Source organism: Paenibacillus cellulosilyticus, assembly GCF_003182255.1.
In the GTDB taxonomy this organism is placed as follows: domain Bacteria; phylum Bacillota; class Bacilli; order Paenibacillales; family Paenibacillaceae; genus Paenibacillus_T; species Paenibacillus_T cellulosilyticus.
Genome location: NZ_QGTQ01000024.1, coordinates 17,465 through 32,628 on the forward strand (window position 1 = coordinate 17,465; position 15,164 = coordinate 32,628).

Here is a 15,164-nt window from a genome sequence, read left to right on the forward strand (position 1 = left end):
TAAAGAAAAACCGGCAGTGCCGTATGGCAGCCCACACTACCGGTTTCTCCTCTCTACCTCTCATGATGGATTGCACCTAGCGCGCATGCTTTACTGCCAAGCCGAATCCTTCGCAGCCTTCGCCTGCTCTTCGCGGCGTTTATCCATGTTTTTGAGAATATCCTTCGGCTCCATTGCACCGCTGATCATGGCACTCATGTCTTTGCCGATATCCATCCATTGCGGATTCACATATTTCGCAGTCATCTGCAAGCCCGAGCCCTGCTTCGCGCCGTACGTATCGAAGAACTTCTGCTGCTCCGGCGTGAAGTGGCCGTTGATGCCTTCGAAGTCAAGCGACAGGAAACGCGGTTCATTGTCCAGGAAATATTGCAGATTCTCTTGCTGCGTCAGGAATTGGAAGTATTTCTTCGCCTCCTCGATATGCTTCGAGCCGGAGTAAATGAACTTGCTTGGCGCGGCCGGCGCGATGTTCATCAGTTGGTTGTCGACGAGCGGAATCGGGAAGTAACCGAATTGATCCGCCTTCGTATCAGGGAATGCTGCTTCGATCGTTTGCGGCAGACCGAGGTTATGCACCGTCATTGCGAACTTGCCGCTGGCCATATTTTTCTCCGTGTCTGCGAACGTGTTGGAGAAGTAGCTTTCGCCCATGTAGCCCTTCTTCACCAATTCGTTGAACTGCGTCAGCGCCTGCTCCATAATCGGAACGTCAGCTACTTTGAGCTCGTTGTTGTTCAGCTTATCGACAAGGCCAGGGTTCGCTTCTTCGAATTTCGGTCCGATCGACGGGAACCAGAGCACGTGATGCCAGCCGTCCGATACCGGCTCGTAGATCGGCGTCACGCCGGATTGCTTGATTGCTTCGCACACGGCGAGGAATTCGCTATAGGTCGTCGGCACCTTGAGGCCGAGCTTATCGAAAATCTGTTTGTTATACACCACATAGTAGTCGTACGTTGGATCCCAAACCGTCAGCGCATACACCTTGTCGTTCCAAGTCGCTTGCTCGAGGAACAGCTTATTCTCTCTCTTCGTCCATTCCTCGGCCGTCAGGTCAACCGCATTCTTCTCCACGTCATACAGCGGACCAAGGTCGAACTTGCCGTCCTGACCGCCGAAGATGTCCGGCGCCTCCTTCGAGTTCAGCTTCACCTTCAGCAGGTTCTGATACTGGTCGGCCGGAACGATCTGGAAGTCGATATGGATACCCGTCTGCTCTTCGAACTTCTTCGCGAGCTGCATCTCCGAGTCTTTAATCCAATCCTGGCTGGCCATGTACGTTAGCGTCACATTCTGCTTCGTCGTACCCGACGTCTGCGTGTTGTCCGTCTTCGTCGTGCCCGTGCCGGACGATGCTGGTTCCTTCGAGGATGATTCGTTCGAGCTGCTTCCGCAGCCTGCGAGCAAACCAAGGGTCAAGCCGACTGCCGCTAAGATGCCAACCGCTTTTCTCATCGAATGATACCCCTTTAAGTTCGATTTTGTTTACGCTTACATTGTATAATTGAGCCGTTTGTGCTTGAAATGCACTAATCCGATTTCATGCCTGCACTTTTTTAACCGGTTACCCCTTCACCGAACCGGCCGTCATGCCGGCGATAATGAACCGCTGCCCCAGCAAGTATACGATAACGACAGGCAGACTTGTGAGCACAATGTCCGCGCTGACGAGGTTCCACTGCATCTGGAACTGCCCGAAGAAATTGTATACCGACAGCGTCATCGGCCACTGCGACGCAGAGTTCAAGAAGTACAGCGGCAGCAGAAACTCGTTCCACGAATTGAGAAAAGCCAAGATGAATACGGTAACGGCAGCCGGCTTGAGCAATGGGAAAATAATGTCGAAAAAGAGCCGGATCGGCCCGCAGCCGTCAATAATGCCCGCTTCGTCCAGTTCCTTCGGAACACCGCCGACGAAGCCGTATAGAATAAAGACGCTAAGCGGAATTTGAACCGCTGCGTACAAGATGATGATGCCAAGCTGCGAATTGACGAGATGAAGCAGCTGCATCATTTTCATCAGCGTAAAATAGTTCAGCGGCATCGCCAGCCCCAGCAGCATAAACAGATAGCTGAATCGGTTCAGCCGGCTCTTTCTTCTCGCATACACATAGGCGGCCATGGACGCCAGCAGCACACAAAGGATCGTCGATACGCCCGCGTACAGCACGCTGTTCCAGAGCGAACCGGCCAGCTTACCCTGTTCGAAGACGGTCTTGAAGTTACTGAAGTGCAGCGAAGTCGGCAGATCCATTCCCATCGAGCTCGCTTGCGCGCTGTCCTTGAGCGAATTAATGACAATGAGAATAAGCGGCGCGATCGTAATCAGACTGATAATCCATACAAGTACATTTTTGCCCCAGGGCATATACGTGCGAAGTCGTCTATTCGTGCTCAATGCGAGTCCTCCTCTCGGCTCATCACTTTCACGACGAAGTAACCGATGATCGTCATGAAGACGAACAGGACAGTCGACAGCGCCGTGCCAAGGCCATAACGACCCATCGAGAATTCTTTGAATACGCCCGTGAACAGCACCTCTGTTGCATAACCCGGCCCGCCGTTCGTCAACACGTACACGGTATCGAACACTTTGAGCCCATACAGCATGTTAAGGACGAGCGTGACCGTCAGCGCAGGCATGAGCAGCGGAATCGTAATGTTCCAGATGCGGCGCCAGTAACCGGCACCATCAATCTCTGCGGCCTCGTCGTAATCCTTCGGTATCGACTGCAGGCCCGCGAGCAGAATGACCATGATATAGCCGGCGCCCTTCCAGACGTCGACGCCGATGATCGATTTGAACGCGAAGTTCAGATCCGTCAGCCAATGCTGAGCGAGAAACCCGAGCCCGATCGTAAGAAGAAACTCGTTGAGAAGCCCCGTGTCCGGGTGAAGGACCGATTTGAAAATAAGACCGACGATCAGCATCGGCACGACAGCCGGCATGAACATGACCGCGCGGTGAAAATTACGGAAACGCACGCCTTTGTTTACAAGAAGGGCTAGGAAGAAACCGATAACCGTCTTGAGCACGATTGTTGCAATGGTAAAAATAAGCGTATTTTTGATAAATGAAACATACATATTCTCTCCAGAGAACACTTTCCTAAAATTGTCTAACCCGATAAAATGGACGGCGGAGTCGTAGCTGTTCCAGTCGGTGAAGGCATAAGCGATGCCCGCGACACCAGGAATGACGAGCAGCAGCACGTAGAGCAGCATCGCCCCAAGCGAGAAATAATACGGATACGTCTTGTTGTTCAAGCTCCTATCACTCCAATCCAGTGCTTTGTATGCGCTTTCTTTTTGCTATGATTCATTATAGAATTACAGATAATCAATCGACCATGCAGAAAACAGACTAGTGAGATGCACAAATTTTACCCGCTGCCTTACGCTCTAGGAGGTGCCTGCTGCTATGCTGCGCCAGCGATCGATTCGTTCCGTTCTGTTCCTCACGTACTCGGTCATTATTGCACTGATTCTGCTTATTTCGCTGCTGCTGTTCTATCTCTGGTCATCCGACACGCTGCACGAGCAAGCGGCTGATACGATCTCCGGCACTTCGCTGTCCGTCAGAGATAAGCTTGATCTCGAAGTGCAGAAGATGGACACGGTGTCGCAAAACATTCTGTACTCCAACCTCGTCAAGGAGCGTTTTCTCGTCTACACGGGCAAGGCTGACGATACCGATGCCGAAGATGCAGCCGGACGCATCCGCAATGCCAAGGAGCTCGCCGACATTCTGGTCGCGGCGAACGGTCCCGCGTTTCCGGTTCAACAGGTGAACCTGTATGATTTTGAAGGCAATCTGTTCGCCTCCGGCTTCGATAACCGCCGGATGCAGCTGGAGCTCAGCGCGAAATCGTGGTATGCGGACGTCATGTCGGGCGAATACGGGAAGGTGCTGACGACGCCGGAACTCGATGAGCAAATGCGCTCCGTCGTTACGACTCGCAAGGACGCCTATTCGATCTCCCTGCTGCGTGTTTTCACGGATAAGTACAACACGCCGGAAGGCATCGTCGAAGTGAAAAAGACGGCCGATGAGCTGTTCAAGTCCGTTGTCTCCTCGCAGGGCGATGGCATCATCGTCTATAACGACGAAGGCGAGCTGATCTATCCGACCGGCACCGGGCATGAGGCGGAACTAGCGTATGTTCAGCAGTTTCTCCAGCATCCCGGCGAAGGCAAGACCATGAACTCCGTTACGGGCGACCGAGAGTTGTACGCGATTACGCATTCCGACTATACAGGCTGGAACTCGGCGATCATTCTATCGGAGAAGTCATTGATGGCGCCGCTCCGTACGTTTACGAAAGCATTCATGGTACTGGCTATTGCCGTCCTGCTGCTTGCCGTTGCATTAACTTACATGGCTGCGCAGCGCATAACGAAGCCAATTGCGCGTATGCATAAGCTGATCAAGTCGACCGATCTGGAGAAGATCACGACGATGGGACCGATTGAACCGACGAGCGGCTTGAATGAGCTGGACCGACTGCAGCTGGCATTCGGCAAGATGGGCGAGCGGCTGAAATATTCGATGGAAGAGCTCATGACCGCCCAGCATCAGGAGATGCAGGCGAAGATGCTGGCGCTTCAATCGCAGATCAATCCGCATTTTCTGTACAATACGCTCGCGACGATCAGCGTCATGGCAGAAGAGCAAATGAATGACGAGATCGTTGGCATGATCGACAATCTATCCGACTTGCTGCGCTATATTTCATCGGATGACGGGTCTGATGTAGACCTGGATACGGAGCTTGCGCACACGGAGAAGTTTCTCCGCTGCATCGGCTTCCGATACGGCAGCCGGTTAACGTATTCAATCGATATCGATCCCGCGCTGCGCACCATTCAAGTGCCGAAGCTCATTATTCAGCCTCTCGTCGAGAACGCCGTCAAATATGGCACAAAGGTCGCGCCGCCTTGGCATATCGCGGTCCGCGTCTACTCAGAAGGCGCGTTGTGGTTCGCCGAGGTGCAGGATAACGGGCCGGGCTTCCGTACAGAAGGTCGTGAACGGATTCAGCAGGCGATCGAGGAGATGAATCGGACAGGCAAAGCACCAAGCTTGAGTGTTGATGGGATGGGGTTATTGAACGTGTATATCCGGCTGAAGATGCTGTACAACAATCATCGGATGACGTTTCGGATTTCCGACGCGCCTTCCGGGGGCGCCGTCGTTACGATCGGTGGCGTTCAATCACGAGCGGAGGAGGTGTAACTTATGGCGATTCGCACCATTGTAGCGGAGGACGAGGAGCTTATTCTACGCAATCTAGTTAAGAAAATACAAGCCGTCGACCCGATATTCGAGATCGTTGATACCGCGACGGATGGAGCCACAGCGCTTCGGCTGCTCGAGAGCTCGCCGATCGATCTGCTGATCACCGACATCCACATGCCGGTCATCGATGGCTTGGAGCTCATTCGGCAGGCGCATTTGAAGTTCCCGAACATTCATAAGGTCATCATCAGCGGCTACAACGATTTCGAGTATGCGCGTCATGCGCTGAAGCACGAGGTTGTCGATTATTTGCTAAAGCCGGTTAAGCCGAGCGAACTGGAGCTGGTGCTTGGGACAATCAAGATCAAAATGAGCCAGGAGCAGGAAGCCCGCGGCGCGGCGAAGGCGGCCAAACTGGACAATCACACCTATACGCCGGATGAGATCGTTCAGTCGGTTCAGCTGTTTCTGAAGAACAATTACGCGAAGGAATTGAATCTGGAGGAAATCGCGCGGGCGTATAACTTCAACTCGTCTTATCTGACGAAAATCTTCATCAAGCACGCTGGCGAGCCCCCGTCCAAATATTTGATTCGGCTGCGCATCAGCGAAGCCAAACGGCTGCTCGACCAAGAGAAATCGTGGTCCATCAAGGAAATCGGCGAGCGCGTAGGCTACGCCGATCCGTACTATTTCAGCCGCATGTTCAAGCAGGCCACGGGCATGACGCCAAGCGAGTATCGGGGGAAGAGCGGTTAGCCTCACCATTTTATTACGGAAGGAACTCGATGCCGCATATGAAGCCTATTCATCATCCACTCATTTGCATCGGCAACGGCCATAAGCCCCCTAATCTGCATAAGTGGGGGCCTGGTGTGCGCGATCTCTATGCTTTGCATTATATCGTCAGCGGAAGCGGCATTCTAGAGACTCGCGGCTCGATCCTTCATCTGAAGGCGGGGGACAGCTTCATCATCTATCCGGACACCGAGGTGTTCTATTACCCTGATCCGCGCGACCCTTGGGCGTATGTATGGCTGGAGTTTACGGGCGACGAGGTCCCGGATCTGTTGTCCATGACGCAGTTTACTAGGGATCAGCCCATCGTAGCAGAAGCTCCTCGCGAATTGGCATCGTTGTATCCAGTCGCTCCGAATGCCGATGCAAGGCCGTTCGAACGCACACGCGCCGAGGCGCAGCTGCGTCTGCTCTTGTCATACTATCTTGAGTATTATCCGAATGAAACGAAGATTCCTGCTGCCGACTATGCCGTATTGGCTAAACAATTCATTGAACATCACTACTGGAAAGCGAACCTGACTGTCGCCGATATCGTGAACGCGGTCCAGCTTGAACGCAGCTACCTATTCCGCTTATTCAAGATTGCGACCGGCAGGTCGCTCTTAAGTTATTTAACCGATTATCGCATCCAACGTGCCTGCGAGCTGCTTCGAACCTCGGACTTGTCCATCAAGTCGATTGCTTATTCAGTCGGGTACAAGGACCAGCTATATTTCTCTCGTGTATTTAAAAAAGCAACGTCCCATACCCCATCGGAGTATATGACGCTGCATCGTGAGCAATAATTCATTCGTTATTTGACAAGCTTAGCTCGCACAATTACGCAGTCATGCGCCGGCACATGAGGCGCGAAGCGCTCTTGGAACACGCCGAGCTCCTTGTGCTCCCAACAGTCATACAGCGACAACGACATCCCTGCGGCATTCGGAATGCCAACGTCCCAGAATAGCAGCGGCACCTCACGTTGATGATCGCTTAAATTGAAGAAGCCGAAAGCCAGATCGCCGTCGCTGAGCACCTTCACGAGCATAAAGACGTCATTGCCGTGGAACCAATTCGGCTCCGGCTTGATCCGATAAGCGCCGCGGCCTTCGGCATCCTGATTGATGGCGATGATGTCGCGGTTCAGCAAAATGTCCTTCGTCGCTTGGTTAGCGGAGCGAACATCACAGCCGATCATTAATGGCGATCCCATCATTGCCCATAACGAGAAATGCGTCTTATACTGCGTATCGGTACAGCCTCCATTGCCTTTGCCGATAAATCCGTCATTGCTGCCGCCATACATGCCGACAACGAGCATGTCCATATCGTTGTGGCAGAACGAGCCCGTATAGCAACCCTTGTCCAACTGCGACAGAGCTAGACTCTTGATGGAATCCCACTTATCTTGAATATCCCCAGTCGAGCGATACATATGCGCCCCTGACTCGCGAATCCACTGATATACGTTATCTTCTCCCCAGTTGCAGGCGGAGAACAGAATATCTCTTCCGCTGTTCTTGAGCGCCAGGCTCATCCGCTTATACAGCAGTTCACCCGACATCTGCCGCGGCTTGAAGCAGTAATCGAATTTGAGGAAATCGACGCCCCATTCCGCCAACTTCTTCGCATCTTGGAATTCATGCTCGAAGCTGCCCGGATAACCCGCGCAAGTATTCGTTCCTACGCACGAGTACATGCCGAACTTGAGGCCCTTCGAGTGAATATAATCCGCGAGCGCTTTCATTCCGCTCGGGAATTTAACAGGGTCTACTACCCAATTGCCCTCCATGTCCCGTTGCTTCAAGCTCCAGCAGTCATCGATGACGATGTATTCGTAACCCGCATCCTTATAACCTTCTGATACGAATAGATCCGCGACGTCTCGAATCAATTGTTCATTAATATCCCACGTGAACGTGTTCCATGAATTCCATCCCATCGGCGGGGTCAGACCAAGCGGTTTCGAATAGTCCATCATTAGCGCCTCCTATGTTCCCGTGCTGCGGGAATCAACTATTGTCCATTCCATTGTCGAATTGCTAATGGAATTAAATCATAAGAACCTCTCCTCAGCCTATGGCTTGACGTTGCTTCTATATGGACAGTTGTTGCTTAGGATGACTGCGAAAAATTTTTCCGATTAAATCGATAAATTAATTGTATACGTAACATGTTCCGTTCAACTGGCACATGCAAGCATATCGTCGTATCATAAAAGACAGTTGGTTTGCAGCGGAATGCTGTACATATGCGGAGGATAAACAACACAAAGAAAGGAGATGTTGAACGATGGCGGGTGATCCTGCATCCAAATCCGATATGACAAAACGCATCATGTGCGCATCCGATTGGTGAGGATATTGGGTTTTTCTGCATGGATTAGGGTTTTGTATACGGTTCGGTGATCTTGCTTTCAAATAGCATTTATCTATCTTATAATAGTTAATATCATAATCTAATTTATTAGTGAAACAGGCAATGATCGATTGACTAAAGGTGTGTGAAGAAGTTCACACCCTGAATAATAGTACGTAAGGACGGTAAATCATGAGTAACAGACAAACGACAGACGTTATTTTAATTGGTGCCGGAATCATGAGTGCGACGCTTGGGGCGCTGCTGAAAGAACTGATGCCATCGTGGAAAATTTCCGTGTTCGAGAAGCTCGGAAGCGCTGGCGAAGAAAGCTCCAACGAGTGGAACAACGCGGGCACTGGCCACTCTGCACTGTGCGAGCTGAACTACACGAATGAGAAGCCGGACGGCTCCATCGACATTAACAAGGCAATTAAGGTTAATGAAGAATTCCAAGTATCCAGACAATTCTGGTCTTACCTGGTGAACAGCAACCTGATCCGCAATCCACGGGACTTTATCGTATCCGTACCCCATATGAGCTTCGTGCAAGGCGACAAGGATGTTAATTTCCTTCGCAAACGGTTCGCAGCACTGTCTGCCAACCCACTGTTCGATGGCATGGAGTTTTCCGACAGCCCAGAGAAGCTGAAGGAATGGATTCCGCTCATGATGCAAAACCGCACCTTGGACAAACCGATCGCGGCAACGAGAAGCGAAGCCGGAACGGACGTCAACTTCGGCGCGCTGACGCGCATCTTGTTCAAGCATCTGCAGAAGCAGAACGTAAACTTGGAATACAAGCGCAGCGTTGAAGACATCAAACGCACGAGCGATGGCCTGTGGGAAATGAAGGTTCGCAACCTCGATACGGGCAGCGTTGAGCGCCATGCAGCGCCATTCGTGTTCATCGGCGGCGGCGGCGGAAGCCTCCATCTGCTGCAAAAAACCGGAATTAAAGAAGGCAAAGGCGTTGGCGGTTTCCCTGTAAGCGGCCTGTTCATGGTGTGCAAAAACCCAGAGGTCGTAGCGAAGCACCGCGCCAAAGTATACGGTCAAGCGCCAGTAGGCGCGCCTCCAATGTCCGTGCCTCACTTGGATACGCGTATGATCGACGGCAAGGAATCGCTGCTGTTCGGACCGTTCGCCGGCTTCTCGCCGAAGTTCCTGAAGACGGGCTCGATGTTCGACCTGATCACGTCGGTTAAACCGCACAACCTGTTAACGATGCTCGCAGCTGGCGTGAAGAGCGCTTCGCTGACGATGTACTTGATCAAGCAGGTAATGCTGTCCAAAGAACAACGCATGAACGATCTGCGTCAGTTCGTTCCGGATGCGAATAGCAATGACTGGGATCTGCTCGTTGCAGGTCAACGCGTACAGATCATTAAGGATACGCCTACGGGCGGCAAAGGCACCCTGCAATTCGGTACAGAAGTCATCAGCGCTGCTGACGGCTCGGTCGCTGCCCTGCTCGGCGCATCCCCAGGCGCATCGACGGCTGTGTCCGTTATGCTCGAAGTAATCAACAAGTGCTTCCCGCAGCATATCAAAGCTTGGGAACCTAAGATCAAAGAAATGATCCCTTCGTACGGCGTGAAGCTGATGGAGAACCCAGAGCTTGTCCGCGAGATTCAAGCGACGACGGGTCGTGCACTAGGACTGAAAAGCGAACTGCAAGCTGCAGTTAAATAAATATCCACACACGAAGCGGCCTTCATCCCGATTGCGGGGCAAAGGCCGCTTTTTTGTGTAGGCTACGAACCGTAGTGACGAGAAGGAGCGGATCTCGTAATGGGAAGCAGCGCGCTAATAACGAATCTTGAGTTGAAGATCAATGATAACACAGATAAAGCCGTACGCTTCGCACGATTAAGAGCCTAATTACATTCAAGTCTTATCGTTTGATTTAGGCTGTAAATATTTTTTCTAGAACCTGTTTGGTTTCGTGGCCGGGTATCGTTTCTTGACTGAAGAATGAGATTGAACAACACTTGAGGAGATGATCAGGATGGCAGGAATATTAGGCAATGCGTTAAAAACGGTGTGTTCGAACTATGTGCCCGTGAGAAACCCGCTCAAATCGGCGGAATGGTGGCAGCGGAATTTTGGACTCGAGTATGCAGTACCTTACAATGCGGCAGAAGCACAGGCGATCTTGAAGCTGTCGGATGGACAATGGCTGCACCTCGTAGAAACAGATGGCCCGATCGATAACCAATTTCCTAATAAGGCGGGATACGAAATGTTTCGGCTAACGTTCGAGGTTCGGCAAATCGAAGTGCTGTATGATCACTTGCGGGAAAACGGCGTGAAGACGGCTGAGCTGGAGGACCGCGATAGCTGCGGCATTAACTTCGTCTTCTACGATCTGGACGGCAACAAGTTCGATGTAAACGAATGCGTGAATGTGCATCGGACGCCGGAAGCGGTTGAACGACTGAAGGGTCATTTGTTCGGTTTGGTGAGATAAGATAGTAGCTGTTGCTGCGAACATGGGAGCGTGAATTCAGCGTGAGAGTCGAGATTGTGGAAACGAATCAACTATCAGCCTATATCGGCGTTCGTGCATGTGCGGCTTTTTCGGACCTAGGCGTTGCAGTTAATCGGGCCTTCGACGAATTGATCAGCAGACGGGATGAAATCAAGACTATCAAGAACCCGGATGTTACGTATGGCATTACTCCACCGAACTATAAAGGCAATGCCGGGGTTGTCGATTTCTACAGCTGCTTTGAGGTCGAGCCGCTCGAAGGCCTGCCGCATGGGATGGTGCATCTCCATCTGCTGCCTCGCTTGTATGCCGTAACGTACTACCGAGGGCCTGCCAGTCAGACCGTTACGGCCTACGACTTCACCAGTCAGTGGCTGAAGGACAACGGATATGATTATGACGATGTCGCTTATTATTTGGAGCGTTACGATGAGAAGACCATCGCCGCTTCCGATGATGAACGGAATGAGATTCAAATTTGGACGCCTGTTAAGAAACGTTAAAGCTACGGCGGAGTGAGAAAAGGGCTGTCGCGAAAGCACGTATGGTGCTCTTGCGACAGCCCTTGTACGTTCATCGTGTACCGCGTAGGCAGCGGACCATGCTGGCTGAAACGTGTTAAAGCTGCACAGTGTGCATGCATTTCGGCTCGAAATAGTCGTCGCCCACTTAAAGCGTCTGCCCGCTATCCACCGTAATAATTTGACCCGTCAACGCTTCCTGTTCCAGCGTCGAGCAGATCATGGAGGCGATATCCTCTGGTGTGGAGATGCTCTGCAGCAGCAGTCTTGGCGCCAGCTTCTTCATCTGCTCTTCGCGGCCTGCCCACCATCTCGTCTCTACAGCGCCTGGCGCGATGCAGTTGACCCGAATAGTCGGAGCGAGTGCGCGTGCGAGCGACTTCGTTAGGCCGTGAACGGCCGATTTGGATACCGCATAAGGGAGCGATGAACCGGAACCCGTCGAACCGGCAATGCTGCCGACGTTGACGATGGCGCCTGCGGCGTTATTTTTCATAAAAGAAGATACGGCTCTTGCGCAGTAGAACATGCCCTTCACATTCACATCGAAAAGCTCGTCCCATACGTCGTCCGTAGCAGCCTCTAGATCATTCAGCGGGATATGCCGAGTAATGCTCGCATTGTTCACAAGCACGTCGATCGTCCCGAACTGCTCCGCGATGGAGCTGACCATGCTGCGTACTTCTTGGTCCTTGGACACATCCGCTTGTACCGCTATCGCTCGTCCGCCCTCGGCGATAATCTGCTGCACCGTTTCCTCAGCATCCGCTTGAGAACGAGAATAGTTCACCGCCACGATCGCCCCGCGCTTCGCGAGCGCCAAGCTTGTCGCCCGTCCGATTCCCGTACCGCCGCCCGTCACGACAGCTACCTTGTTCTTCAATTCCATGTTCATCCACTCCTTTACCTGTACAAGTGCGTCTATTGTAAGATTCTAGTGGGGGTTTGTCTAGCGTTGGTAGAGCTAGTTCTCACAAATAATAAATGTAAATTAGACCTTGTGCTAGCTTATTTACCTTTGTATACTTTATTATATTAAAGCATTACCATAATAAAGCATACAGAAAGGAAGGTATTTAACCATGCGGACCGAACTTCGTATCGCAATACCAAAAGGACAAACAACCGTCACGCAAATATTCAAACAAGCCGGTTATTCAATATCTGATGAATTAGAGGTCTCGCGTAAATATATCATTCCTATTCCTTACTTTGGCTTGTCGTTCATCCTTGCGAAGGCAATCGATATCCCAACCTACGTGGCATATGGCGCAGCTGATATAGGCATTGTTGGAAAAGAGGTTCTACTGGAGAATCAGAGAGATGTTTATGAACTGCTCGATCTTGGCATTACGCCAAATACACTAGCTGTGTTCGGTAAATTGGGACAGATACAGACGAATCCCAAAGTGGCAACCGCCTATCCAAACATTGCATCGGCCTATTATCGGGATAAAGGTCAACAAGCTGAAATCATCCCTTTGAACGGATCCCTAGAGCTTGCTACAGAATCAGGTCTGGCGGATTGCATCGTTGACGTCGTTGGTTCTATCAATGTCGATAGGAGTAAGCTCTCCGTGCTGGACACCATCCAACACATTTCTAGCCGCCTAATCGCGAATCGTGCAAGTTACATGCTGAATAACGATCAAATTAATCAGCTGTGTGATCGTTTAAGTGCTGCCATTGCTATTCATTCACAAGCTGCGCAATCGCGCACGACCCCGAACATTGTGCTCGAAGAACGCTCTCGCCTCGGGGAATAGAAGCTCTGCAAGTTCGTCCCTACTAAACCATCGGACCTCGTCGATCTCGTCGTCCTGCGGGGCTAGATCCGTGCCATCTCCGATATATTCAACAAGAAACATCGTCGTCTCTTGCCGTTCCGAACCAAGCTTCTCACGTGCGACAGAATCAAATTCAAAGCAAATCTTCTGTTCGAATTGGCGGTGGATAACGAACTGCTCCGAGCCAGTCTCTTCCCTCAACTCCCTGCGCAGCGCATGCTCGAAGTCCACGTCGCCCTGTTCCATACCGCCCTTGGGAAAATCCCATTTGCCCGCTATCTTGCCTTGCGCACCTTTCACCTTGTGGACTAACAGAACTTTGTCGCCATTCAGAATGACGCCGCCTACTGCTTTACGAATCATACCGCATCCTCCAGTCCTATCATTTGGAAAATAACACTAGGTTTATTATAAAAGCATCTCTCTACGAGATAAACAGGTGCCGTCACCGCGAATAACCAACTAACCCCAAACAAAACAAAAACGCGCCTGCCCCAGCAGACGCGTTCTCGTCACAACTAACTTATCCTCAAGCTCATTCAATCGCCTAGTCTTTTATGAATCCCCGTGTGGAAAAATTCGCTGTGTCCACAGTTCGGACAGACGTATACGTTGAAGGTCAAATGCTCTTCTACGTCGAACAGCGCTCCGAAAATCCCCCGGTTATTGTCCCGCGAGTCAAACCGGTATTCCTTCAGAAACTGCATATCGCCGCTGCACCGCAAGCAATCTAAGCCTTCCACCAGTCCATCTCCCCTCGTGCTAATTTACCATTATTAACGAGTTAGCACGAAATAGGTTGCAGTTGGAACTAGGTATTTTTATTCAGATTCCATCCACATGTGACTGTGTGGATATTGTGGATAAGCTGTGACTTATGTTTATAACTTGAAGCGCTTTCTTTACCAATGCAGCGTGGAAAACGATTGTCCACAACGCACACCACTACTATTATTCATTCTCCGCTTCAACCCGGTCGCAGTGCAGGAGCATCGCATCGCGCATAAACGCCGCAAGTCCTTCCTTATACTTATCGATATTCGCCGTAAAACGTGGGTCGCCTACGTACATTTCCCCGAGCCCGCGATAAATCTCAGTCGAGCAATTGTAGAAGTTGTCCGTAATATGCTGCCGATGCTCGGCAATAATGCGCTGCACTTCCTCATCCGCCGGCCCGAACGGCATTCGTTCAATCAAACCGCGATACACCTCATCGTTGAACGCCTTGATCTGACGCCAATCTTCCTCCGTATATTCGGCTGTCCGACGTGCCGATTCCTTATAAGCGTCCGTGCTGCCCCACCGTTGTTCCGCTTCCTTGCCGTACTTCCGCTGGTGCTCCTCGATACCCTTCATATCAAATGGCTCAAACATGTCCTGCTTGCTCATCGAATATCCTCCTTCAATCGACTGAAGCGTCCGCTCCACCGACTGGATAATGTGCTCGAGGCGACGCTTCTTCTTCAGCAGCAGCTCCTTGTGGATACGCAGCATTCGCTGCCGGTCATACGCCGGATCGTCCAGAATGAGGCGAACCTCCTGCAGTGGAAGCTCCATCTCCTTGAAGAAAAGCACCTGCTGCAGCCGCTCCAAATCCTGCTCGCTGTACAGCCTGTAGCCGTTATCCCCAATCTCGGACGGCTTGAGCAGTCCGATCTCGTCGTAATGGTGCAGTGTGCGCACACTGACCCCCGCCAGCTGAGCCACTTCCTTCACTTTGTAATACATGTCGCATCACCTCTTACTTGTATCGTAAAGGATCACGTAACGTGAGAGTCAACATTTATATAAGCCCATGTTATACAGAATTTATCCCCAGTGCAAAATGTGAATAATGTGGATAAACCTATGGATAACCGCATCGCTATGCGTAATACTATTCCTTATTTATCCACATGTGCACGAAGTCCTAGACAGCACAACGAGGCTTACCTAATGGCAAGCCTCGTTACTTATAGTACGTGTTGTGAATTACCTCT

General features: G+C 51.3%; 15 protein-coding genes. 7 read left to right on the forward strand and 8 right to left on the reverse strand.

What is annotated here, in order from left to right:
• Positions 1-90: 90 nt before the first annotated feature.
• From DFQ01_RS22650 to DFQ01_RS22660, 3 genes are all read right to left on the reverse strand, one after another.
• A complete protein-coding gene (locus DFQ01_RS22650) occupies positions 91-1,458 on the reverse strand; it encodes an ABC transporter substrate-binding protein (protein ID WP_110046204.1) in 1,368 nt (455 codons plus the stop codon).
• Positions 1,459-1,567: 109 nt separating this feature from the next.
• Positions 1,568-2,401: a carbohydrate ABC transporter permease gene (locus tag DFQ01_RS22655; protein ID WP_245946831.1), complete on the reverse strand. Its 834-nt coding sequence runs from the start codon at positions 2,399-2,401 to the stop codon at positions 1,568-1,570.
• Positions 2,398-3,270 carry a carbohydrate ABC transporter permease gene (locus DFQ01_RS22660; protein ID WP_219993708.1) on the reverse strand — a complete coding sequence of 291 codons (873 nt, stop codon included), beginning with the start codon at positions 3,268-3,270 and terminating at the stop codon, positions 2,398-2,400. The genes DFQ01_RS22655 and DFQ01_RS22660 overlap by 4 nt, the downstream gene beginning before the upstream one ends.
• 154 nt (positions 3,271-3,424) lie before the next feature.
• On the opposite strand from DFQ01_RS22660, the gene DFQ01_RS22665 reads away from it, so the two are divergent.
• From DFQ01_RS22665 to DFQ01_RS22675, 3 genes are read left to right on the forward strand one after another with little or no spacing between them, the layout of a single operon-like run.
• Positions 3,425-5,239 (forward strand): sensor histidine kinase, encoded by a 1,815-nt coding sequence (locus DFQ01_RS22665; RefSeq protein ID WP_110046205.1) that lies wholly within the window; start codon positions 3,425-3,427, stop codon positions 5,237-5,239.
• 3 nt (positions 5,240-5,242) lie between these two features.
• A complete protein-coding gene (locus DFQ01_RS22670; RefSeq protein ID WP_110046206.1) occupies positions 5,243-6,001 on the forward strand; it encodes a response regulator transcription factor in 759 nt (252 codons plus the stop codon).
• Between the two features lie 29 nt (positions 6,002-6,030).
• Positions 6,031-6,828: an AraC family transcriptional regulator gene (locus tag DFQ01_RS22675; protein WP_110046207.1), complete on the forward strand. Its 798-nt coding sequence runs from the start codon at positions 6,031-6,033 to the stop codon at positions 6,826-6,828.
• Positions 6,829-6,836: 8 nt separating this feature from the next.
• Here DFQ01_RS22675 and DFQ01_RS22680 read toward each other — a convergent pair whose 3' ends face one another.
• On the reverse strand, positions 6,837-8,006 hold the full coding sequence (locus tag DFQ01_RS22680; RefSeq protein WP_245946832.1) for a glycoside hydrolase family 27 protein: 1,170 nt from the start codon (positions 8,004-8,006) through the stop codon (positions 6,837-6,839).
• Positions 8,007-8,575: 569 nt separating this feature from the next.
• Here DFQ01_RS22680 and DFQ01_RS22685 point away from each other — a divergent pair.
• The 3 genes from DFQ01_RS22685 (at position 8,576) to DFQ01_RS22695 (ending at position 11,380) form a co-directional block, all read left to right on the forward strand.
• Positions 8,576-10,078, forward strand: coding sequence for a malate:quinone oxidoreductase (locus DFQ01_RS22685; RefSeq protein ID WP_110046209.1), 1,503 nt, complete (start codon positions 8,576-8,578; stop codon positions 10,076-10,078).
• 316 nt (positions 10,079-10,394) lie between these two features.
• Positions 10,395-10,856, forward strand: coding sequence for a VOC family protein (locus tag DFQ01_RS22690; protein ID WP_110046210.1), 462 nt, complete (start codon positions 10,395-10,397; stop codon positions 10,854-10,856).
• Between the two features lie 41 nt (positions 10,857-10,897).
• A complete protein-coding gene (locus DFQ01_RS22695) occupies positions 10,898-11,380 on the forward strand; it encodes a GyrI-like domain-containing protein (protein ID WP_110046270.1) in 483 nt (160 codons plus the stop codon).
• 166 nt (positions 11,381-11,546) lie between these two features.
• On the opposite strand, the gene DFQ01_RS22700 is transcribed toward DFQ01_RS22695, so the two are convergent.
• Positions 11,547-12,287 carry an SDR family NAD(P)-dependent oxidoreductase gene (locus DFQ01_RS22700; RefSeq protein ID WP_110046211.1) on the reverse strand — a complete coding sequence of 247 codons (741 nt, stop codon included), beginning with the start codon at positions 12,285-12,287 and terminating at the stop codon, positions 11,547-11,549.
• A gap of 193 nt (positions 12,288-12,480) precedes the next feature.
• Between DFQ01_RS22700 and hisG the strand changes: the two genes are divergently transcribed.
• Positions 12,481-13,164 (forward strand): ATP phosphoribosyltransferase, encoded by a 684-nt coding sequence (gene hisG / locus DFQ01_RS22705; RefSeq protein WP_110046212.1) that lies wholly within the window; start codon positions 12,481-12,483, stop codon positions 13,162-13,164.
• Here the strand turns inward: hisG and DFQ01_RS22710 are convergent.
• The 3 genes from DFQ01_RS22710 to DFQ01_RS22720 all read right to left on the reverse strand — a co-directional run bounded on the left by DFQ01_RS22710 (position 13,096) and on the right by DFQ01_RS22720 (position 14,913).
• Positions 13,096-13,548 (reverse strand): NUDIX hydrolase, encoded by a 453-nt coding sequence (locus DFQ01_RS22710; protein ID WP_110046213.1) that lies wholly within the window; start codon positions 13,546-13,548, stop codon positions 13,096-13,098. The genes hisG and DFQ01_RS22710 overlap by 69 nt on opposite strands.
• A gap of 176 nt (positions 13,549-13,724) precedes the next feature.
• A complete protein-coding gene (locus DFQ01_RS22715) occupies positions 13,725-13,928 on the reverse strand; it encodes a zinc ribbon domain-containing protein (RefSeq protein ID WP_245946833.1) in 204 nt (67 codons plus the stop codon).
• Positions 13,929-14,136: 208 nt separating this feature from the next.
• Entirely contained in the window at positions 14,137-14,913 is a 777-nt protein-coding gene (locus DFQ01_RS22720) for a MerR family transcriptional regulator (RefSeq protein ID WP_110046215.1), read from the reverse strand.
• Positions 14,914-15,164 lie beyond the last annotated feature (251 nt).

What these genes read in the sequence shown, in the direction of transcription:
- DFQ01_RS22650 (WP_110046204.1), bottom strand. Translation starts at nt 1,458, where the DNA reads ATGAGAAAAGCGGTTGGCATCTTAGCGGCAGTCGGCTTGACCCTTGGT.
- DFQ01_RS22665 (WP_110046205.1), top strand. Translation starts at nt 3,425, where the DNA reads ATGCTGCGCCAGCGATCGATTCGTTCCGTTCTGTTCCTCACGTACTCG.
- DFQ01_RS22670 (WP_110046206.1), top strand. Translation starts at nt 5,243, where the DNA reads ATGGCGATTCGCACCATTGTAGCGGAGGACGAGGAGCTTATTCTACGC.
- DFQ01_RS22675 (WP_110046207.1), top strand. Translation starts at nt 6,031, where the DNA reads ATGCCGCATATGAAGCCTATTCATCATCCACTCATTTGCATCGGCAAC.
- DFQ01_RS22680 (WP_245946832.1), bottom strand. Translation starts at nt 8,006, where the DNA reads ATGATGGACTATTCGAAACCGCTTGGTCTGACCCCGCCGATGGGATGG.
- DFQ01_RS22685 (WP_110046209.1), top strand. Translation starts at nt 8,576, where the DNA reads ATGAGTAACAGACAAACGACAGACGTTATTTTAATTGGTGCCGGAATC.
- DFQ01_RS22690 (WP_110046210.1), top strand. Translation starts at nt 10,395, where the DNA reads ATGGCAGGAATATTAGGCAATGCGTTAAAAACGGTGTGTTCGAACTAT.
- DFQ01_RS22700 (WP_110046211.1), bottom strand. Translation starts at nt 12,287, where the DNA reads ATGGAATTGAAGAACAAGGTAGCTGTCGTGACGGGCGGCGGTACGGGA.
- hisG (WP_110046212.1), top strand. Translation starts at nt 12,481, where the DNA reads ATGCGGACCGAACTTCGTATCGCAATACCAAAAGGACAAACAACCGTC.
- DFQ01_RS22710 (WP_110046213.1), bottom strand. Translation starts at nt 13,548, where the DNA reads ATGATTCGTAAAGCAGTAGGCGGCGTCATTCTGAATGGCGACAAAGTT.
- DFQ01_RS22720 (WP_110046215.1), bottom strand. Translation starts at nt 14,913, where the DNA reads ATGTATTACAAAGTGAAGGAAGTGGCTCAGCTGGCGGGGGTCAGTGTG.